The organism is Bradyrhizobium sp. AUGA SZCCT0169, from assembly GCF_018130085.1.
GTDB lineage: Bacteria > Pseudomonadota > Alphaproteobacteria > Rhizobiales > Xanthobacteraceae > Bradyrhizobium.
Genome location: NZ_JAFCMC010000013.1, coordinates 127,117 through 147,988, shown reverse-complemented (window position 1 = coordinate 147,988; position 20,872 = coordinate 127,117). Strand labels below are relative to the sequence as shown.

General features: G+C 62.3%; 21 protein-coding genes. 7 read left to right on the top strand and 14 right to left on the bottom strand.

The window, feature by feature from the left end:
• Positions 1-13: 13 nt before the first annotated feature.
• From JQ609_RS17400 to JQ609_RS17385, 4 genes are all read right to left on the bottom strand, one after another.
• On the bottom strand, positions 14-307 hold the full coding sequence (locus JQ609_RS17400) for a hypothetical protein (protein WP_212274338.1): 294 nt from the start codon (positions 305-307) through the stop codon (positions 14-16).
• A 209-nt stretch (positions 308-516) separates the two neighbouring features.
• Entirely contained in the window at positions 517-1,098 is a 582-nt protein-coding gene (locus JQ609_RS17395; protein WP_212207105.1) for a CAP domain-containing protein, read from the bottom strand.
• Positions 1,099-1,218: 120 nt separating this feature from the next.
• Positions 1,219-1,578 carry a hypothetical protein gene (locus tag JQ609_RS17390; RefSeq protein WP_212207106.1) on the bottom strand — a complete coding sequence of 120 codons (360 nt, stop codon included), beginning with the start codon at positions 1,576-1,578 and terminating at the stop codon, positions 1,219-1,221.
• A 205-nt stretch (positions 1,579-1,783) separates the two neighbouring features.
• On the bottom strand, positions 1,784-2,782 hold the full coding sequence (locus tag JQ609_RS17385; protein ID WP_212274307.1) for an ABC transporter substrate-binding protein: 999 nt from the start codon (positions 2,780-2,782) through the stop codon (positions 1,784-1,786).
• Positions 2,783-3,017: 235 nt separating this feature from the next.
• Between JQ609_RS17385 and JQ609_RS17380 the strand changes: the two genes are divergently transcribed.
• Both JQ609_RS17380 and JQ609_RS17375 read left to right on the top strand, forming a co-directional pair.
• Positions 3,018-3,497, top strand: a complete 480-nt coding sequence (locus JQ609_RS17380) for an ester cyclase (RefSeq protein ID WP_212274306.1) — start codon at positions 3,018-3,020, stop codon at positions 3,495-3,497.
• A 144-nt stretch (positions 3,498-3,641) separates the two neighbouring features.
• A complete protein-coding gene (locus JQ609_RS17375) occupies positions 3,642-4,949 on the top strand; it encodes an adenylate/guanylate cyclase domain-containing protein (protein WP_212274305.1) in 1,308 nt (435 codons plus the stop codon).
• 34 nt (positions 4,950-4,983) lie between these two features.
• Here the strand turns inward: JQ609_RS17375 and JQ609_RS17370 are convergent, their stop codons facing one another.
• Genes JQ609_RS17370 through JQ609_RS17335 form a run of 8 tightly spaced genes read right to left on the bottom strand, consistent with a single transcriptional unit; the run spans position 4,984 to position 12,991 of the window.
• Positions 4,984-5,991, bottom strand: coding sequence for an NAD(P)-dependent alcohol dehydrogenase (locus tag JQ609_RS17370; protein ID WP_212274304.1), 1,008 nt, complete (start codon positions 5,989-5,991; stop codon positions 4,984-4,986).
• Positions 5,992-6,017: 26 nt separating this feature from the next.
• Positions 6,018-6,788, bottom strand: a complete 771-nt coding sequence (locus JQ609_RS17365) for a glucose 1-dehydrogenase (protein ID WP_212274303.1) — start codon at positions 6,786-6,788, stop codon at positions 6,018-6,020.
• Between the two features lie 14 nt (positions 6,789-6,802).
• Positions 6,803-7,570 carry an SDR family NAD(P)-dependent oxidoreductase gene (locus tag JQ609_RS17360; RefSeq protein ID WP_212274302.1) on the bottom strand — a complete coding sequence of 256 codons (768 nt, stop codon included), beginning with the start codon at positions 7,568-7,570 and terminating at the stop codon, positions 6,803-6,805.
• Positions 7,567-8,682 carry an ABC transporter ATP-binding protein gene (locus tag JQ609_RS17355; protein ID WP_212274301.1) on the bottom strand — a complete coding sequence of 372 codons (1,116 nt, stop codon included), beginning with the start codon at positions 8,680-8,682 and terminating at the stop codon, positions 7,567-7,569. The genes JQ609_RS17360 and JQ609_RS17355 overlap by 4 nt, the downstream gene beginning before the upstream one ends.
• Before the next feature lie 25 nt (positions 8,683-8,707).
• Complete coding sequence (locus tag JQ609_RS17350; protein ID WP_212274300.1) at positions 8,708-9,565, bottom strand: carbohydrate ABC transporter permease; 858 nt, start codon at positions 9,563-9,565, stop codon at positions 8,708-8,710.
• Complete coding sequence (locus JQ609_RS17345; protein WP_212274337.1) at positions 9,558-10,433, bottom strand: carbohydrate ABC transporter permease; 876 nt, start codon at positions 10,431-10,433, stop codon at positions 9,558-9,560. Before JQ609_RS17345 ends, JQ609_RS17350 begins: the two co-directional genes overlap by 8 nt.
• 44 nt (positions 10,434-10,477) lie before the next feature.
• The gene (locus JQ609_RS17340; protein WP_212274299.1) at positions 10,478-11,761 is read right to left on the bottom strand and encodes an ABC transporter substrate-binding protein; all 1,284 of its coding nucleotides are present in this window, start codon (positions 11,759-11,761) and stop codon (positions 10,478-10,480) included.
• 57 nt (positions 11,762-11,818) lie between these two features.
• The gene (locus tag JQ609_RS17335) at positions 11,819-12,991 is read right to left on the bottom strand and encodes an ROK family transcriptional regulator (protein WP_212274336.1); all 1,173 of its coding nucleotides are present in this window, start codon (positions 12,989-12,991) and stop codon (positions 11,819-11,821) included.
• A gap of 333 nt (positions 12,992-13,324) precedes the next feature.
• Here JQ609_RS17335 and JQ609_RS17330 point away from each other — a divergent pair, with 333 nt between their 5' ends.
• Entirely contained in the window at positions 13,325-14,083 is a 759-nt protein-coding gene (locus tag JQ609_RS17330; RefSeq protein WP_212207117.1) for an SDR family NAD(P)-dependent oxidoreductase, read from the top strand.
• A 205-nt stretch (positions 14,084-14,288) separates the two neighbouring features.
• Here JQ609_RS17330 and JQ609_RS17325 read toward each other — a convergent pair whose 3' ends face one another.
• Both JQ609_RS17325 and JQ609_RS17320 read right to left on the bottom strand, forming a co-directional pair.
• Positions 14,289-14,843 carry an ActR/PrrA/RegA family redox response regulator transcription factor gene (locus JQ609_RS17325; protein ID WP_192736382.1) on the bottom strand — a complete coding sequence of 185 codons (555 nt, stop codon included), beginning with the start codon at positions 14,841-14,843 and terminating at the stop codon, positions 14,289-14,291.
• A 147-nt stretch (positions 14,844-14,990) separates the two neighbouring features.
• A complete protein-coding gene (locus tag JQ609_RS17320) occupies positions 14,991-16,340 on the bottom strand; it encodes an ActS/PrrB/RegB family redox-sensitive histidine kinase (protein ID WP_212274298.1) in 1,350 nt (449 codons plus the stop codon).
• Between the two features lie 258 nt (positions 16,341-16,598).
• Here JQ609_RS17320 and JQ609_RS17315 point away from each other — a divergent pair, with 258 nt between their 5' ends.
• The 4 genes from JQ609_RS17315 (at position 16,599) to JQ609_RS17300 (ending at position 20,735) form a co-directional block, all read left to right on the top strand.
• Complete coding sequence (locus JQ609_RS17315; RefSeq protein WP_212274297.1) at positions 16,599-17,393, top strand: ABC transporter ATP-binding protein; 795 nt, start codon at positions 16,599-16,601, stop codon at positions 17,391-17,393.
• Positions 17,390-18,208, top strand: a complete 819-nt coding sequence (locus JQ609_RS17310; protein ID WP_212207120.1) for an ABC transporter permease — start codon at positions 17,390-17,392, stop codon at positions 18,206-18,208. Before JQ609_RS17315 ends, JQ609_RS17310 begins: the two co-directional genes overlap by 4 nt.
• Positions 18,209-18,335: 127 nt before the next feature.
• A complete protein-coding gene (locus JQ609_RS17305; RefSeq protein ID WP_212207121.1) occupies positions 18,336-19,685 on the top strand; it encodes a polyhydroxyalkanoate depolymerase in 1,350 nt (449 codons plus the stop codon).
• Between the two features lie 198 nt (positions 19,686-19,883).
• A complete protein-coding gene (locus tag JQ609_RS17300) occupies positions 19,884-20,735 on the top strand; it encodes a M48 family metallopeptidase (RefSeq protein WP_212274296.1) in 852 nt (283 codons plus the stop codon).
• The last annotated feature ends 137 nt before the right edge of the window (positions 20,736-20,872 follow it).

The window sequence follows — 20,872 nt, the reverse complement described above, 5'->3', positions numbered from 1 at the left end:
GGCGTCCTCTATTTCAGCTCCCGTGCGTCCTTACCCGGTCGCGCTCTTCTTCGGCGTAATTATTCTTTGTGGCCTGGTCCGTGATCTGCTTCTCGGCGCGGGTCCGGCTCCGATTGCGCATGATGCCGTAGGCTATTGCCAGACCGAGAATGACGGCGCCGACGAACCACAGCGCAACCGGTATATGCGATCCTGTTTCAACCGGTGCTCCCTGTGCAGCGAGCTTGTCCGGAAGGAAGATGATGGCGGATAGCGCCAGAAGCGCCGCCCGCCGGCCTTGCCCGATTGTCCGTGAAATCCAACCCATCTCGATTGTCCTTTTCGGATAGAGTGGGATCAATCGCGGTGCACGGCTAACGTTCCAGCGCCGAAGGTGCGGGAACCCGGAGCGCGACGGCCGCCGACACGCAGGATGCACGCTGTGTGGGGTTCCTCGACATGCGTGCAATTTCGCCGCAGGTGACTTTTTGCCGATGTTGGCTTGCGGGTGTTATCCGTCAGCCGCCGCACTCCGCCTCAAATGCAAAGGCTGAGTATCTTGATGCGGCAGTCGCTTGATTTTGGCCGGGATGCGGGAGCGGCGTCACGTTTCACAGCAACAAGCGGCTCCGTCTCTTTCTTGTTCTTGCCCTTGGGCCGCTTCGGCTCGTAATCGCCGGCGATCACCATGGCCCAGTAGGTGCGCTTGCCGCTGGCATCCCTGGCGCTCGCGATCCCGACGCGTGACGCATTTTGCAAGAGCAGGTTCTTGCGGTGTCCGGAGGAGTCGATCCACTGGCCGAGCGTCTTCTCGAAACTCTCGTATCCATAGGCAATGTTCTCGGCGGCGCGGCCCGCACCCGCCGGCGCGACCCGCCTGGTGAACGGGCCGAGCACCTCATGGCTGAGCTCATTCTTCGCCGCCATCGCCCGCGCCTGATCCATCGCGATGCGGTCGAGGGTTGCATCGCGCACGACGCGGACCTGGCCATGCTTGAGGCGGAAGCCGGAGATCAGGTCAGCCGGCGATTCGGCGGCCATCGCGGGCGCGGCCAGCAGCAGAAAGCCAGCGGCCAGTCCGCCAACGGCGCGTCGCGTCATTGTCCCCCAAATGCCCATTGTTCAATAAACCAGCGCCATAATCCGGCTGCTTATCCATCGTCAATGTGGACGACTCAAGGCACGGGATACGTATTCTCCGCATCTGACCGGCCGCGCGGCTTGAAGGCAATCGCCTCCTCAGCCGCAGTTCCAGACCGCTCCGACCGGCGTCCGCGTCCAGCACGGGCCAAAACTGCCGCCATTGTAGCGGCCACCGTAAAAGCCCGGCCGGCCGAAATAGCGCCAGGCGCCATCGTACCCGTAATAGCGTGGCACCGGATCGATATACCAGGGCCGCTGGTTGCGGCGCGCTGCGCGCAAAACCGCAGCTCTCTGGGTGTAAGCCGGGCGGCTGTTGTTCGGCGGCTGATGATAGCCCGGCAGGAAGCCGTAGCCCTGCCAGCGCGGCGCCGGCCGCTTATGAGCCGGCGCAGCCTGCGCGACGACCGGCAGGAGCGAGAAGACGACAGCAATCAATGCAAACACGAGGCGAGACATGGGCAATCCATAGAGGACCGGCTGCTGTGAGGCGACTCAAATCTTAGTGCACGTCCTGCGCAACTGTCCCGGCTCGCTTGCGAAGCGACTGCTTTGCGCCATGAGCGGCCAGTCGCAAATCGAATAATAACGATGTCTGCTTTTCACTCAGAAGCGGCCATCGCCCGCCAGATCAGCCATGTCCAAAAAGTGCCAATAGGCGACTTTATTCGATCACCTCGTCGGCGCGGGCGAGTAATGCCGGAGGAATCGTGAGACCTATTGCCTTTGCGGCCTTCAGGTTAATCACAAACTCGTATCGCGTCCCTTGGACATACGGCATCTCGCTTGGTTTGCCACCGCGAAATATCTCAGCCACCTGCGCAATAGCGACCCGAATGGCGTTCTTGTGGTCCATGGAATAAGACATCAATCCTCCGGCTTCCACCTGCTCGCGAAAAACAAACATCGTCGGGAGACCGATTTGCTGGGCGAGTTTAACGAGAAGAAAGCGATGAGCGTAGGCGATAGTAATATTTGCAATCACAAGTCCATCGGCTTGGTCCCGCTGGATGGCTTGAAAAGCGTCGCTGTATGCCTGTTCAGTGACCGGAGTGGACACGGGCGCATGCGCTAACGCAATACCGAGTCTTTGAGCTACCTCCCGCGTCTCCTTGCCGCCCGCAGCCTCCCAACCCGCTTGCGTTGAGACGAAAAGCACGTTGCGAGCCTTTGGGATGGCTTCGGCAAGCAGTTCAAGACGCTTACCCCAAAGTTCAACGCCAGCATCAACGCTAACCCCCGTAACGTTTCCGCCCGGATGCGACAGGCTGGATACCACTCCAAATCGAATCGGATCGCCAGTGATGGCAACAATAGGAATTGTGCTAGTCGCCGCTTTCAATGCGAGTGTGATCGACGTACCCAAAGCAAAGATCACGTCTGGATGCGCGCTGACGATTTTGGCTACGAGGTCGCCATATTCCCGTGTCCCGTCAGCCGAAAACCTGTCGATGATCAAATTCTGACCTTCGATATAACCAAGGCGCTGGAGTTCCTGAAGACCCAACGTGTAACCCGGGTCGCCTCCAATCCGCATGTCGGCAACCTTTAGCGCAGGGTCAGCTAGTGCGAGCCGCTTCATCTTCGCTGGCTGCTGCGCCCGCCCAGCGATTGGAGACATGGCCACGCCGCCGATTATCCCAATGAACTCGCGCCGTCTCATGCCCGCCTCCCAGGATCAGGATGCGGGGGAAGTGTATCTGTCCAAGCCCGATGCTTGGAAGGTGTTGTCGGCGGTCGAAGGAAGTATATTTGGGTGGGGTCCAATGTCCCTTTGGGTCCAACAGCGGCTATTCCCTTCAGCGGACATTGCGCCACCGCATTTCAAACGAGGAGGGCCGGTTCTCGCTCGCCTGTTCGCCTCAACGTGCTAGAATTTGGCGTGCTGGGGGATTGCAATGCTCAGCGCCGATCGGCGCCGGCTCACAAGGAGCATTATCATGGCGAATGCAATTGATATCGCAAAGGCCGCAGTCATCGCATACAACGAAAAAGACTGGAGCAAGGCCAAGGACATCTTGGCTGCCAACGCCGTGTACGACGAGAAGGGAACGAACCGTCGCATCACGGGCGCCGGCGAGATCATCGAGGCCTGGCAGGGGTGGGCCAAGGCGTTCCCCGATTCGAAAGCCACATTCGTGCGCGAGTTCGCGAGCGGGGACACCGCGATTCTCGAGCTGGTGTGGAAAGGCACGCACACGGGCCCGCTACAGACACCAACAGGCACCATTCCGCCTTCGAACAAGCCGATCGAAGTGCCGGCTTGTCAGGTCGTCCAGGTCGAGGGTGGCAAGGCCAAGAGCGCCTCGCACTATTTCGACATGCTGACGATGCTCGCACAGATCGGCGCCACTGGCGCGGTAAAGACCGCCGCGTGAAGGGCAAAGGCATTCCGTGCAATTGGAGAAGCCCGCCGGCGTGAGCCGGCGGGTGCACGCAAAGGACGACGATCGGAGCCGAGCTCGATGCCGTTCGTCCTTCGAGCAGAAGACCGAGGACTGCAATAAACAGCGCGCGGACCCATGAATGACTTCGTATTGCCTACCACGCGATACGCGCTCAGCGGCGATACAAACATCGCATATCAGACCATGGGCGGCGGCCCCATCGACATTCTCATGGTTCCCGGGATCGTGTCCCATGTCGAATTTTCACACGAGCTTCCAGGATACACGGCCTTTTTGCGCCGCCTTTCGACATTCGCACGCGTCGTCACATTCGACAAAAGAGGTCAGGGATTATCAGACAGGCCTTCCGGCACTCCGCCGCTTGAACAGCGCATAGATGACGTTCGTGCCATCATGGACGACATCGGATCACGCCAAGCCGTGCTTTGGGGTTTCTCCGAAGGCGCCCCGATGAGCGCCCTGTTTGCCGCCACCCATCCCGACCGGGTGTCGCATCTCATTCTCTTCGGCGGCTATCCGAAGGCATTCGCCACGGAAGCAATGATCCTGGAACGCGTCAGGCTTTGGGGGACCGGAGCCATGATCAAGCAGCTGATCCCCGATCAAGCAGCGGATCCCGAAGCCGTTGCCCAGTTTGCGAAGTTCCAGCGGCTATCGGCAAGTCCGGGAACCTACAAGGCGTTCGGCCTGTTGAATATCCTCATCGACATCAGGCCGATTCTTCCCAGCGTGCGCGTGCCGACGCTGGTGCTTCATCGGCGCAGCGATACCCTCGTTCCCATTGAGCATGGTCGCAATCTTGCAGCGCAGATACCTGCTGCAAAATTCATCGAGTACGAAGGAGGCAATCACGCATTCTGGACCGGTGATGTGGATACGCTGATTGGTGACGTCGAAGAATTTGTAACGGGACACCGCGAAAGCTCATCGGACAGTCTTGAGCGGGTGTTGGCCACCGTTCTTTTCACCGATATCGTTGAATCGACGCGCCGCGCCACCGAATTGGGCGACCAGACATGGCGGAGATTGCTGGATAGCCACGATCAAATCGCAAGGCAGATGATCGAGAAGCATCGCGGAAGTTTGATCAAGACCACGGGCGATGGAATTCTGGCGACGTTCGACGGACCGGGTCGCGCCGTTCGATGTGCCCTGGCATTCGAAACGGCGGCCAAGCAGATTGGATTGCCGCTGCGCGCGGGGCTGCATACCGGCGAGGTCGAAATGAGAGGTCGTGATATCGGCGGCGTCGCCGTGCACGCGGCGGCCCGCGTCATGGGGGAATGTGGTCCCAGCGAGGTTCTGGTATCGAGAGTCGTCACCGACTTGGTGGCCGGCGCGGGCCTGAAGTTCTCCGAACGCGGATCGCATGAACTGAAAGGCCTTCCGGGTCGCTGGGATCTCTTCGCGGCGAGCGTCTAAGCTTCGCATCGCGCGCGGAGACAAAATCCTCAGCTTACGGAAACGCAATCGTGATCTTGCCGAAATGGCCGGCCTGCTGCATCAGCCGCAGCGCGTCCGGCACTTCGGTGAAACCGAGCGTTCGGTCGATCACGGGTTTCATGCGGTTCTGCCCGATCGCCGCGGCCATGTTTTCAAACATTTTTCGGCTGCCGACCGAGAGCCCGATCACGTGCAGGTTCTTGCTGAACAGGCTCGGGATCGAAATCTGCCGGGAAAAGCCGGACAGCACCCCGATCACGAGGATGGTGCCGCCGACGCGCGCGGCCTCGATCGATTGCGCAAAAGTGTCCTTGCCGCCGACTTCGACGACGTGATCGACGCCGCCGCCGGCCCAGTCCGCGGCGGCCTTGCCCCATTCGGCGACCGCGCGATAGTTGATCGTATGGTCCGCGCCCAGCGCTTTCGCGCGTTCGAGTTTTTCGTCGCTCGACGACGTCACGATCACAGTGGCGCCCGACAGCTTGGCGAACTGCAGCGCGAAAATCGAAACCCCGCCGGTGCCCTGCACCAGGACGGTCTGACCGGGCCGCAGATGGGCTTCGTCGAACAGCGACCGCCAGGCGGTGAGCCCAGCGCATGGCAACGTGGCGGCCTCCACAAAACTCAAATGATCGGGAATGCGGCTGACGCCTTCGGCGTCAAGCAGAAGCAGTTCCTGCAGCACACCCGGGCGCGTTCCGCCAAGCGCGAGGCGGCGGCCGCTGGCTGAAGGCCCGCCGTCGAACCAGGATTGAAAGAACATCGGGCACACACGATCGCCGACCGCGACCCGGCTGACGCCGGCCCCCACGGCGGCAATCTCGCCGGCTCCGTCGGAGAATGGGATCAGCGGAAGCCTGTAGGCGCCGCCCTGGCCCGTCACGGTCAGAAGGTCGCGATAGTTCAGCGATGCCGCACGCATTCGGACGACGACCTGACCGGGGCCCGGTTCGGGCTCCGGCCGATCGACCAGTTCCAAGGCGTCGATCGACCACTCGCGTTCGACTTGCCAGACTTTCAACAAAGCCTCCCGTATTTTCGGCGATGCTACGCCGCGAAATACCCGCCGTCGACCACCTGCGACGCGCCGGTCATGAACGACGCCTTGTCGGAACACATCCAGACCACGGCTTCCGCGATTTCCTCGGGCACGCCCATGCGGTTCATCGGCACCTTCGCCAACGTGGCATCGAGCCGCGTCTCCACCACCTCCCTGGTCATGGGTGTTGTGATATAGCCGGGATTGACGCAGTTCACGCGGATGCCGTCCTGCGCATACTCGATCGCCGCGGTCTTTGTCAGCCCTACCACGCCGTGTTTTGCCGCCACATAATGCCCCGATGTCGCCAGACCAATCAGCCCGGCGATCGAGGCGGTGTTGACGATGGCGCCGCCACCGCCTTGCGCCAGCATCTGCACGATCTCGTGCTTCATGCAGAGCCACACGCCGGTGAGGTTGATCGCGAGCATGGTGTCGAACGAGATCTGGCTGAGTTCGTGCAGGCGCTGGCGTCCAGGGCCTACCGATCCGCCGGCAACGCCGGCATTGTTGAAGGCGCAGTCGATCCGTCCATAGGCCGCCACGGTGCGCGCGACCATCGCCGAAACGTCTGCTTCCGCGGTGACGTCGCCGCCGATCGCAATGGCCTGACCGCCGGCCGCGTTGATCAGGGCGACGGTCCCGGCCGCGCTCTCCTCGGTGCGGTCGGCCACCGCCACCCGCGCACCCTCGCGCGCCATTGCCAGCGACGTCGCGCGTCCGATGCCCGAAGCGCCGCCCGTTACCAGCGCCACCTTGCGATCAAGAATGCCTGCCATGTCTTTGTCTCCTGCTAACCTAGGCCGCCATCGACCGTGAAGCACTGGCGCGTAATTCGGCCGCTCTCGTCGGACGCCAAAAACAATGCCATGCGCGCGATGTCGTCGGGCGTCACCGCGTCGGGAATATCCTGACGCGTGCGTAGCTCGGCGATCTTCTGCTCGTCAGGATACCACAGCCGGCGCTGGCGCTCGGTGATCACCATGCCGGGTGCGATGGCGTTGACGCGAATGCGATCAGGTCCAACCGACCGGGCCAGGGAATTGGTGAAGCCGACAATCGCCGCCTTTGCCGCCGCGTAGACCGGCAGCCCCGGTGCGCCGCGCATCCATGCCACGGACGACATGTTGATGATCGAGCCGCCACCTCGCGCCCGCATCTGCGGCACCACGGCCTGCGAGGCAAAGAAAACGTGCTTGAGGTTGACGGCGATCGACCAGTCGAATTCTTCAGGCGTCACCTCTGAAAGCACCTGGCGCTGATCGTTGGCGGCATTGTTGACCAGCACCGCGGTATCGCCGAGCGCGGCGCGGACCTGCTCCATTGCAGCGCGCAAGGCGTCGATATCCAGCAAGTCGCAAGGCACGAACAGCGGCGCCGAGCCGGATGCGTCCGTTACCTCGCGTACCAACGCTTCGCCGGCGGCGGCGTCGATGTCGAGGAACGCGACACGGGTCTTTTGTGCGGCGAATGCCCGCACGAACGCGGCGCCGATGCCGCTGGCGCCTCCGGTGATCAACACGACGCGACCCGCAAGGCTAGGGTAAAGGGCGTGGGTCATGCGATCAGACGCTCCGTCACCGGGTCAAACAGGCAAATCCGACGCGTGTCCAGTGCGAAGGCGGCAGGCTTACCGGGCTCGGGCCTGATGTCCGGCGAGATGCGCGCCAGCACCTGCTCACCGCCGAGCCGCAGCAACACGATGGTCTCCGCGCCGGTGGGCTCGACCATCTCGACCGGCGCCTGGACGACGATCGGTGCGCCCGATGCGCCCGAAAAACTGCGGCTGCCCTCGGCAATGCATTCCGGCCTGATGCCCAGCACCACTTCGCGGTCGACAAAGGCCGCGGCCGCGTCGTATCCCTGCAGGCGAAGGCGGACCTCGTCCGGCCGCCCGGCGCCGATCACCACCACCGGCCCGCCATCATCAGCCACCAGCCGCGCCGGCATCGTGTTCATGGGCGGCGAGCCCATGAAGCGGGCGACGAACAAATTGGCCGGATAGCGGTACACCGTATCCGGATCGGCGAATTGCTGAACCTCGCCGTGATGCATCACCGCGATCCGCGTCGCCATTGTCATCGCCTCGATCTGGTCGTGGGTGACATAGACGATGGTGGCGCCGATGCGCTGGTGCAGCCGCTTGATCTCCATCCGCATCTCGACGCGCAGTTTGGCGTCGAGGTTGGAGAGCGGTTCGTCGAACAGGAACAGCAGGGGATCGCGCACCAGGGCGCGGCCCATCGCCACGCGCTGGCGCTGGCCGCCGGACAATTGCGACGGCTTGCGGCCGAGCAACGGCTCGATCTGCAGCAGCCGCGCGACATTCGCCAGCGCCTTCTCCTGCTCGGCTTTTGGAACATGGCGGCATTCCATGCCGAAGGTGATGTTCTGGCGCACCGTCATCGACGGATAGAGTGCGTAGGACTGGAACACCATCGCGATGTCGCGGTCCTTTGGCGCGATGTCGTTGACGACCCGTCCGCCGATTTCCACGGTCCCCGCGCTGGGACGGTCCAGCCCGGCCACGATGTTGAGCAGGGTGGATTTTCCGCAGCCGGATGGCCCGACCAGCACGGTGAATTCACCGCTCTCGATGTCGAGGTCGATCCCCTTCAACACTTCCAGATTGGCGTACCGCTTCGACAGGGCACGAATGCTCAACGCTGCCATGACTTCCCCTTCAATGACTTCCCCTTCATTTCACGGCGCCGGCGGTAAGGCCGCGTACGAAGTATTTGCCACCGATCAGATAGATCAACAGGGTAGGCAGGGCCGCGATCATCACCGCGGCGCTTTGCACGCCATGATGCGGGATATCGGCGACCGCGGCCGAGAGCGCGATCAGCGCAGCCGTGACCGGCTGCTGTTGGTCGGTCGTGAATGTCACGCCATAGAGGAACTCGTTCCAGATATGCGTGAACTGCCAGATCACGGTGACAACCAGGATGGGCGGCGAGAGTGGGAGAATGATGCGCCAGAAAATACGAAAGAACCCCGCGCCATCGATGCGCGCGGCCCTGATCAACTCCTGCGGGATGGCAACGTAGTAGTTTCGGCAGAACAGGACGGTAAAGGAGAGTCCCTGGATCGTGTGGATCAGCACCAGGCCCGTTAGCGTGTTCATCAGGCCCGTATCGCGCAACACGATGGTCCAGGGCAGCAAGCGCATCTGTTGCGGCAGGAAGATGCCCAGCGTGACGATGCCGTAGATCCAGTTGTCGCCGCGAAAGCGCCAGAGCGAAACCGCGTAACCGGCGACCGCACCAAGCAGGGTGGAAAAGATCGTCGCGGGAATGGTGACGAGCGCGGAGTTCAACATGTAGGGGCGGATGCCGACACAGGTCTGCGCCACGCAGAAGTCGGACCAGGCTGTGAGGTAGTTGCCAAAGGCCCACTGCCGCGGCCAGCCGATCATCGAGGTCTGGACGATTTCCTCATTGCTGCGCAGCGAATTCAGCACGACGACGATCAGTGGTACGAGCCACGCCGCCGCGATCAGCGAAACGACGAGATAAATCAGCATGCGGCTCGGCGCGAAGGTTCGATCACACATGGGGGGCCCGACGTTGCTGGAGATATTGCCACGCCGCGTAAGGCAGCAGTACCGAGAGAAGAATCAGCAACATTAGCACGGCCGCCGCCGCCCCCCGGCCGAGCAGGTTGCGCTGGAACATCAGGTCGTAGACAACAAGGGCCGGCAACTGGGTCGCGATTCCAGGGCCGCCATTGGTCAGCGCGCGGACGAGGTCGAATGTCGAAATGGCGAACTGCAGCTGGATCACGATGACAGTTATGGTGATCGGCCAGAGCGTCGGCAGGATGACGCGCCGGTACATCCGGACCGGTCCGGCGCCGTCGATCTGCGCCGCCTTGATCAGGTCGGCATCGACGGACCTGAGGCCGGCGAGGAAGAGCGCCATGGCGAAGCCCGAGGATTGCCAGATCGCAGCGATGACGATCGTCCAGATCGCCATGTCGCGGTCGATCAGCCAATTGAACCGGAAGGAAGTCCAGCCGAAATCGTGGACGAGCTTCTGGATCCCGATGCCGGGATTGAGCAGCCAGCTCCAGACCGTGCCGGTGACCACGAACGATACCGCCAGGGGGTAGAGGAAGATGGACCGCAGTACGTTCTCGCCGCGAATGCGCTGATCGAGCAGGATCGCGAGTGTGAGACCTGTCACCAGGCTGAGCAGCACGAACGCACTGCCGAACAGCAGCAGATTGTCGAAGGCGATTTGCCAGTTCCGCGATGCCAAAACCGAGGTGTAGTTGCGCAAACCGACCCAGCCCGACACCGGGACCAGCGTGGACGGCGTGAATGAGATCCAGATGGTCCACAGCGAAAACGAAACGAGGTGCGCGGCCGACAACAGCAGCGGTACCCAGATCGTCAAATACTCGGGCAGCCGGCGCACCATTTCCGGTGTCGTCGTCCGCCCTGCTCGCGGTGCCGCGACGTCTCTCAACGCGCGCTCTCGACGGCCTCGGCGAGGCGGGTGACCGCCTGCTCCGGCTTGATCGTCTTGTTCTTCACATACTCCGTGATCACGTCGATCAACGCAGCGGTCAGGCCGTTTTCCTGTGCCATGTTATGCGCGACGCTGAGAACCGCCTGATTGCTGGCGATCGCGTCTTTCAGCGCTGCTGCGGTTCGGCGTTGACCGTCCGACCAGCCTTCGCCGGAAAGATCAACATCGGTGCGCACGGGTATCGATCCCGTGATCTGCGAATACATGGTCTGGATGGCGGGATCCATGACGAGTTGCGCCATCAGCGCCTGGCCGGCCTGCAGGTCGGGCTCCTTGCGCTGCCAGAATATGAACGCGTCGGCATTCAACAGGAACACCGGCTTGCCGTCGTCGCTGGGGCCGGGCGTAATCATGAAGTCCTCGAACTTGAAACCGGCATTGCGCAACACACCCTGCGCCCACCCGCCCATGATCATCATGCCCATGTCACCGTCGACGAAGCGCTTCAGGTTGGTCGAAAAGTGCTGGGCGCCGACGTTGGGGTCCATCCAGTCGGCGATCTTGCGCACCTGGACGAAGGCGGCCTTGATCTCGGGGCCCTCGAGGGCCTTCTTGTCGAGGTTCATGATGGCTGCGCGGTATGCGGCGGGACTGATGCCTGCCAGGGAGGCCTCGAATTTCTGCCCGTCATCGGGGCGGGTGCCGCCGTTGGCGATGGGATAGGCAACTCCGCCCGCTTTCATCTTTTCGGCCAGGTCGTTGAAGTCTGCCCATGTGACGGGGATCTTGTCGGCCTTGGCCTTGTCCATCGCGCGCTTGGACAGAAACAGCATGTTGGTGCTGTAGATCTGCAACGGCAGCGCAATCCACTTGCCACCGGGCTTGTGCAGTTTCGCAAGGTCCGGGGCAACGACCTTTTCGTAGCCGGCCGCAGCGACCAGTTCATCGAGACTCACGGTCGGGGCGATCTTCGACCAGGCCGCAATCTCGGGTCCCTTGAGCTGCGAACAGGCCGGCGGATCGCCGGCCATGATCTGGGCACGCAGCTTGTTCATCATTTCGGTGGTGAAGCCGGGGACGGGCGAGTGCTGCCAAATCCCGCCCTTCTCCTCGAATTTCTTGCCGAGCGCCGTGATCGCCGCCCCATCGCTGCCGGCAGACCATTGCGAGATGGCGGTCAGGCGCGGCTTGATCGCGCTTTGCGCGCGGGCGAACGCCGGCAGCGCAAGCGCGGCTGCGGATCCAGCGAGCAGACGACGCCTTGTGATCATTGGCATGGTACGTTCCTCCCGGTTTCAAAACCTTGACGCGTTGGCCGCGTCGTTCATTGCTTGTCAGGCGGCCTCCGCCGATGAGGCCGGCATGCCGCCGCGGCAGGCCAGACAGCAGGCTGCAAAGGCCAGTGCGGCATTCGGATCATTGCCGCTCGAAGGCGGCACGAAAGCGAGTGACACCTGGGCGAATTTTCGCCCGCCCATCACGCAGGCATCGATCCCGTCGACCAGCGCCTTTCGATCTGCTTCCGCGAGAACAGACGGCCAGCCGCTGATGGCCACGCCGGCACAAGGCTTGACGTTCAGCGTGTTGCCGATTGCAAGGCCAAGCCGGAACAGCCGGCGCCGCAACTCCTGGCGCACGCCGGCTGGGATCGTGATCGCATTCACCCACTCGTCGCCGAGCTGCAGCAATTCCGCCTCACCAACACCGAGAAGTCCGGCCAAGGCCGGAAGCGACGTATAGGCCTCGACACAGCCGTGATGGCCGCAGCGACAAGATGGGCCGCCATCGCCGAACACCATGTGGCCGAGCTCGACCGGCTGCAAAGCATCGGCTTCGATCGGGTCGTCCATCCAGGCGCCTCCCACGCCCTGGCCGACAAAGACGAACAGATGCGGCCCGGCAAACGGATAATCTTCCGTGCGGCAGCGATGAAACGTGGCATGCGCCACGACCGAATTGGTGATCGCGACCGGCACGTCCGCAAACATCTCGGCAAGCATGCCGCGAACGCGCTTGACGTCGCACGGAATGATCGGATTGACGAGCTCGCTCAACCGGCCAAGCCCCGGGACCGAAACGCCGATCTGCGAGAGCTGAACCCGATGCTGCCGCGTCCAGTCCTGCAGCGATTGCAGCGCCTGGTGAAACAGCCGGCTGACGGATTTGACGGTCGGCGATTTAGCCAGCGGCAGGCGTTCGGTAAAATGCAGCTCGCCGGAAAGCCCGCCGACCCCAACGGTCAGCCGCTGGCCGGTCAGCTCGATGGCCGCCAGCCTTACCGAGCTGTCGAGAGATACCAAACCTGTCGGGCCACCGAAGTACGGCGCAGGCCGCCTCACTTCCTCGATCAGGCCCTCCGCCTTCAGATCGAACAGGATGCGCGACAGGCTCGCCTCGGACAGGCGCACGGCCTTGGCCAAAGGCGGTCGAAACATGCCGCCCGACTGAAGCAGATGCCCCAGAATGGCCGCACGCGTCTGCCGCCGACTTCTCGGCTGCTCCGGCATTTCCGTCCCTGTCGTCATTCTTACTTAGTGTAAGAATGTGCGCGCGAAACATTTCAACTGTCAAGCCGCTTGCCGGCTCAAGGCATGGGTTGCGGTTGTGCGCAGCGGCAGGATTGGTGATGCAAACGTTCGCTTCGAAGCGGCCGGCTGATCTGTACCGTTCGCGCCTTCGCGCAAACCCGTGGTGTCGCAAATCTGATATGCGGCCGCTGGCGCGCTGCGCCGAGATGACGAGCGCCGGCGGTTGTGGTCTATCTCTCGCTGCGCAGCGGGCCCTGGAATCAAAATAGAATCCGGCATCGGCGCCCGCGTCCAGCAACGGTGGATCATTCAATGGCTGCAATCTATCCAGATCTCGAGGGCAAAACTGTATTGGTCACCGGCGGTGGGTCGGGGATAGGCGCGTCGATCGTGCGTGCCTTCGCGCGGCAGAAGGCCAAAGTCGGCTTTCTGGACATCGCCAGAGATCCTTCGACGCGTTTGGTCGATGAGCTCGCTTCACAGGGATTTGCAGTCCGATATGAATATTGCGATGTCACCAACATCGATCATTTGCGCGCCGCGATCGGTCAGATCAGGGCCGGCATTGGGCCGATTCGCGTGTTGATCAACAACGCGGCGCATGATGACCGGCATACGGTCGAGAGCGTTACGCCGGAATATTGGGATGACAGAATCGCCGTCAATCTGAAGCACCAGTTCTTTGCCGCTCAAGCCGTCCTGCCGGACATGCAAGCCGCAAAAGACGGCGCGATCGTCAATTTCGGATCGATCTCCTGGATGACCGCGCAGGGCGGGATGCCGGTGTACACCGCTTCGAAGTCGGCCGTGCTTGGATTGACGCGCGGGCTCGCGCGCGATTACGGCGTCTGGAATATCCGCGTCAACGCCATCGTTCCCGGCTGGATCATGACGGAGCGACAGATCGAGAAATGGGTTACGCCGCAAGGCGAGGCCGACCTGATGAAGGCGCAGTGCCTCAAGCGCAAACTCTATCCGGACGACATCTCCCGGGTCGTGGTGTTCCTGGCCTCGGAAGAAGCGAGCGCGTGCACCAGTCAGCACTATGTCGTCGACGGCGGGAGAACGTGAAGGGTGAGATCGCGAAGTTGTGTTTGCTTGCGATAACCCATCCACGTCGTCCCGGCCTTGAGCCGGGACCCATACGCCGCGGCCCATCGGTGAGAACGCTGGCGTTAGCGACCTTCTGCAACAATGACCGCCGCGGAGTATGGGTCCCCCGATGTGCAATTGCACATCTGAGCTCAAGGCCGGGACGACATCTCGGGGAGGACAGTTACCGCGGCGCGCGCTTGGCCAGAATGCGCTGCAGGGTGCGGCGGTGCATGTTCAGGCGCCGCGCGGTTTCCGAGACGTTGCGGTTGCACATTTCATAGATGCGCTGGATATGTTCCCAGCGCACGCGATCCGCCGACATCGGGTTTGCCGGCAGTTCGGATTTCTCGGTGCCGCTGGCTAGCAACGCTGCGACCACGTCGTCGGCGTCGGCGGGCTTCGAGAGATAGTCGACCGCGCCCATCTTCACCGCCGTGACGGCGGTGGCGATGTTGCCGTAACCGGTCAGCACGATCGCGCGCGCCTCGGGGCGCTTGCGCTTCAGCGCCGACACCACGTCGAGCCCGTTACCGTCGCCGAGCCGCAGATCCACGACGGCGAAAGCGGGCGCGGAACGGCCGATCTGGGCGAGACCGTCGGACACGGTATCGCACGACGTCACGGCGAAGCCGCGGCTTTCCATCGCGCGCGACAGGCGCTCCAGAAACGGCTTGTCATCCTCGACGATCAGGAGCGAGCGGTCGGTGAGGTCGTTCAGTTCGGTGATGGCGTTCAAGATCGGGTATCCCCGGTTGATGGTGCACTATAGCGTTTTCGAGCGAAGTGGGTACCGGTTCGCGTGAAGAAAACGCGTCAAAACAGACAACTACGATATGGCGTGACCAGACGGCGCTGCCAAGGCCCTCAATAGTCGATCAGGCTGTCATTCGCGGTCGCTGGAACCATTCCAGGAGTCGGTTTCCGGCGCCGTGTCGTCCGCCTCGAAGCGTTCGCGCGGCCAGACGATTTGTACCACAGCGCCGTGATCGGGAAAGGTCCGGTTGGTAAACGAGACCTTGGCGTCGGTGCGCTCCAGCAGGGTACGGGCGATGAAGATGCCGAGCCCAAGGCCGGCGCGCGCGCCTTGGTCCTCATCTGTGCTGCGCCGCCGCGATAAATAGGGCTCGCCGATGCGTTTCAGCATGTCGGGGGCGATGCCCGGGCCGTCGTCGGAAATGATCATCTCGACCGTATCCGCGTTCCACCAGGCGTTAACCTCGACCGTGGTCCGGGCGAAATCGACCGCATTTTCCAGAATGTTGCCAACGCCATAGAGGATGGCGGGGTTACGGGCGCCGACCGGCTCACGCGTTGCTGCGACCGCTAGCCGCACCTTGATGGCGACGCCGAAATCGCGGTGCGGTGCAACCGTTTCCTCGATCAGCGTCGACAGCGGCATGCGATCGAACGGTGCGCCGGAGGAGGAGAGCTGGGTGATCTTGGCCAGGATCTCACGGCAGCGTTGCGCCTGCTCGCGCAGGGTTTTGAGGTCGCCGGCGAGCTGTTCGTTGCCATCAACCGTCTTTTCGAGTTCACGCGAAATCAGGAAGATCGTCGACAGCGGCGTGCCGAGTTCGTGCGCCGCAGCGGCGGCAAGGCCGTCGATCTGGGTGAGGTGCTGCTCGCGGGTCAGCACCAGTTCGGTGGCCGCCAGCGCGTCAGACAGTTTCCGGGACTCCTCGGTGACCTGGAACGCATAGAGCGAGGTGACGCCGATCGCGACCAGGATCGAGAGCCAGACGCCGAACAGGTAGATCGGCGGCAGCACCATCGGGTCTTCGCTGTCCCATGGCAGCGGTAGATGGAAAAACACCAGGGCGGAGGCGCAGGCGACCGCGAGCACACCAAGCGCAATGGTCAGCCGGATCGGCAGCGCCGTCGCCGAGATCAGGACGGGGGCCAGGAACAGGAACGAGAACGGATTTTGCAGCCCGCCGGTGAGGAACAGCAGCGCCGCAAGTTCGACGATGTTGAGCGCAAGCAAGGCGGCCGCATAGACCGGTTCCAGCCGCTGCATCGGATTGAACGCGACCTGCAGCGCGAGATTGACCAGCGCCGAGAGGCCGACAATGGCGACGCAAGGAATGATGGCAACGTCGAACTCCAGCCCGTGCGCCACGATGAAGATCGCGGTGAGCTGGCCGAGCGCCGCCAGCCAGCGCAGCCGCAATATCGTATCGAGACGGACATGGCGGAGTGGATGGCGAAAATCGGAGCCGGAAATCTCAGTCATTCTGCAACTTTAGCCGCGCGGCGCCGCGATCACAAATTTGCGCATCATTCCGTCCGGTCGGGGGCCTGCATGGTTCGCTCGGCGATGCAGTCGTCCGGAGGCGCGCGGCGCTGCCGCGCTCCTCACCATGAGGGTAAAGACTATCCCCTCATGGTGAGGAGCCGCGAAAGCGGCGTCTCGAACCATGCAGGCCCGCCCGCCGCCAGGCACTCCGAACCCTTGCGCTATCAGCCCTGATGGCTCAATGAACGGGTGGAAATGGTCAATAGCGACGCCACGCCAGCGCAATCGCCCGCAGCCGGTCCGGCAGGATCCGCCGCGATCGAGGTCGCGCATCTGATCAAGCTCTACAAGACCACCCGCGCGGTGGACAATGTCTCGTTTCGCATCGCGCGCGGCAGCATCACCGGCCTGCTCGGCGGCAACGGCGCCGGCAAGACCACGACGATTGCGATGATCATGGGTCTGGTGCTGCCGACGTCGGGCCGTATCCAGGTGCTGGGACATCCGATGCCCGAGCAAAGCGCCGAAGTGCTGGGCCGGATGAATTTCGAAAGCCCCTATGTCGACATGCCTATGCGGCTCACGGTGCGGCAGAATCTCACCATCTTCGGCCGGCTCTATGCGGTGGAGAACCTGCGCGAGCGCATCGCGCAGCTTGCCGCCGATCTTGATCTCGAGGAGTTCCTCGACCGCGCCAGCGGAAAACTCTCCGCTGGCCAGAAGACCCGCGTTGCGCTCGCGAAAGCGCTGATCAATCAGCCCGAACTGTTGCTGCTGGACGAGCCGACGGCCTCGCTCGACCCGGATACGGCCGATTGGGTGCGGCAGCATCTGCAGGATTACCGCAAGACACATGATGCGACGATATTGCTGGCATCGCACAACATGCTGGAAGTGGAGCGGCTGTGCGATCGCGTCATCATCATGAAACGCGGCCGGATCGAGGATGACGACAGTCCCGATCAGATCATGGCGCGCTACAACCGCGCGACATTGGAAGAAGTGTTCCTCGACGTCGCGCGCGGGCGGGTGAGGGAAGGCACGCCATGAGCGGGATCGCGATTCATCACGGAATTTCGGTACAGCGCATCAACGCGATGGTGCTGCGTTATTGGTATTTACTGATGTCGTCCTGGCCGCGGCTTCTGGAGCTGATCTACTGGCCGGCGCTGCAGATCATCACCTGGGGCTTCCTGCAGAATTACATTTCGCAGACGTCGGGATTTTTCGCCCAGGCCGGCGGCTCGCTGATCGGCGCGGTCATCCTGTGGGACATCCTGTTCCGCGGCCAGCTCGGCTTTTCGATCTCGTTCCTCGAGGAGATGTGGGCGCGCAACCTCGGCAATCTGATGATGAGCCCGCTGAAGCCGATCGAGTTCCTGATCTCGCTGATGGTGATGAGCCTGATCCGGCTTGCGATCGGCGTGATCCCGATGACGCTGCTGGCGCTGTTTTGCTTCGACTTCAATTTTTTCGCCATCGGCCTGCCGCTGATCGCGTTCTTCTGCAATCTGATCTTCACCAGTTGGTCGATCGGGATCTTCGTGTCGGGTCTGGTGCTGCGCAACGGCCTCGGCGCCGAGAGCATCGTGTGGACGCTGATGTTCGGCCTGATGCCGCTCGCCTGCGTCTATTATCCGGTGTCGGTGCTGCCGGTCTGGCTGCAATATCTCGCCTGGACGCTGCCGCCGACTTACGTGTTCGAGGGCATGCGGGCGCTGTTGATCGACCACGTGTTCCGGACCGACCTGATGGTGTGGTCGCTCGCGATCAACGCGGTGCTGTTTATCGCGTCATTTGCGATCTTTCTTGCCCTTTTGCGCAGCGCCAAACACCACGGCTCGCTGCTCGGCGGCGGTGAATAAGTCGTAAATTCCCGTGTATTTCTGGGGTTTTTGGCGGTTTCGCTCCGTATATATACGGAGGTGTGCATTGACGCGTTATTGCGCATTCGGCACTATGCTGCGGCGCAAAACAGGGGTCTAGAATTCAATGCCGATTGGTGAGTTTGGCGGAGCACCGCCACTGGTGGCCGAAGGCAGTCCGGCACTTACGACGCCGATGTACTGGATGTACGAAATGGGCCACGCGTCGCTCAATCCGGCACGCGCCGTGACGGATGCCACGAAGATCCTGTTTCAGAACCCGCTCAATCCGTGGTCGCACACCGAATTCGGCAAATCGATCGCCGCGGCCTGCGAATTGTTTGAGCGCACCACGCGCCGTTACGGCAAGCCGGATTGGGGCCTCGACACGACCGAAGTGAACGGCGTCCGCACGCCGGTCGAGGTTCGCTCGATCTGGGAAAAGCCGTTCTGCCGCTTGCTGTATTTCGATCGCAAGCTGACGCGGCCGCTGCGCAGCCCGCAGCCGCGGGTGCTGATCGTGGCGCCGATGTCCGGTCACTACGCCACCCTGCTGCGCGGCACCGTCGAAGCCTTCCTGCCGACGCATGAAGTCTACATCACCGACTGGTCCGACGCGCGGATGGTCCCGCTGGCGGAAGGCCGCTTCGATCTCGACGACTACGTCGACTACGTGATCGAGATGCTGCATGTGCTCGGCGGCAACATGCATGTCATCGCGGTGTGCCAGCCCTCGGTGCCGGTGGTGGCAGCGGTTTCCGTGATGGAAGCCGCCAACGATCCCTTCGTGCCGCTGTCGATGACGCTGATGGGCGGCCCGATCGACACCCGTCGCAATCCGACCTCCGTGAACAATCTCGCCGCCGAGCGCGGTATCGAATGGTTCCGCAATCACGTCATCACCAAGGTGCCGTTCCCGCACCCCGGCGTGATGCGCGACGTCTATCCAGGCTTCCTGCAACTTTCGGGCTTCATCACGATGAATCTCGATCGCCACACCGACGCCCACAAGGCTCTGTTCAGCAATCTGGTGAAGGGCGACGGCGATCTGGTCGACAAGCACCGCGAATTCTATGACGAATATCTCGCGGTGATGGATTTGACCGCAGAATATTACCTGCAGACCGTCGACGTCGTGTTCGTCAAGCATGCGCTGCCCAAGGGCGAGATGATCCATCGCGGCAAGCTGGTTGATCCGTCGAAAATTCGCCGCGTCGCGTTGATGACGGTCGAAGGCGAGAACGACGACATCTCCGGTCTTGGACAAACCGAAGCGACGCACTCGCTGTGCACATCGATTCCCGATCATCGCCGCGTGCATTACGTGCAAAAGGGCGTTGGGCACTACGGTGTGTTCAATGGTTCGCGGTTCCGCTCCGAAATCGTGCCGCGCATTTCCGATTTCATGCTGTCTTCGGCCAATACCAAGCCGAAATTGGTCGCTGCATCAGACAAATTGGTTGGGGCTGCCGAGTAACGGCAATCCTGGCGTCGATTCGGCGGCGCATGTAAGCCGCTGAATTGATTTAAAGAATCCGGATTCGCAGGTCCCTGAAAGGATGAGTTCAGACTCATCTCTTGGACCTGATTATGAACGATGATTCTACCTAAAATTTTTGGTTCCAGCCCCTGCCGGTAGGGGCGGAATAGAGTCCAGCCCCTGTATATTGGGCAAATGATTTGTTTTTGCGCCGAACGGTTTCAGTGGCGGCTTGAGTGGCAGCGGTTATGGCAGAATCCGGGCGAACTCTTGCCCCCCGGACTGTCAGACATGGCTACTCGCGCCCTCCTCTATCGGCGGCCCGCCGAACCCGCGACTCTTTTGGTCAAGCACGGCTCGCAATTCTTTGCGATTCGGCTGCGCCGGCACCGCCGCGCGCGCCGCTACACGTTACGCATTCATCCGACCGATCGCGAGGCGATCCTGACCATGCCGCCGCGCGGCACGCTGGTGGAAGCAAAGGACTTTGCGCAGCTTCATGGCGGCTGGATCGCCGCACGTCTCGGCCGCCTGCCGAAGGCCGCACCGTTTCAAGCTGGCACAGTGGTACCGCTCCGCGGTGTTCCGCATCGCATCGTGCATCGCGCCGGCGAGCGCGGCACGGTGTGGACCGAAACCCGCGACAGCGGCGAGAAGGTTCTGTGTGTCGCCGGCGGCGCCGAGCACATGGACCGCCGCGTCCATGATTACCTCAAGCGTGAAGCGCGCAAGGATCTGCACAAGGCATCATTGGCCTATGCGGAAGAACTCGGCGTCAGGGTCAAGCGGGTGTCGATCCGCGATCAATCGAGCCGCTGGGGCTCCTGCACGTCGGCCGGATCATTGTCGTTTTCCTGGCGGCTGATCCTCGCGCCGCCCTTTGTGCTGGACTATCTCGCTGCGCATGAAGTCGCCCATCTGGTTGAGATGAACCATTCGCCGCGGTTCTGGCGGGTCGTCGCGAAGGTCTGCGGCCATGTCGAGCGCGCCAAGTCCTGGCTCGACACCCACGGCAACGATCTGCATCGTTACGGGGTCGAGGATTAGGGTAGTCGCGGGCAATCGTACCCCGGATGAAGCGCAGCGAAATCCGGGACGGTCGTGCAACCGATGGGCTCATCCCGGATGGCGTGGAGCCGTCATCGGGCGCGCTTCGCGCGACCCGTTGGCCCTATCCGGGCTAC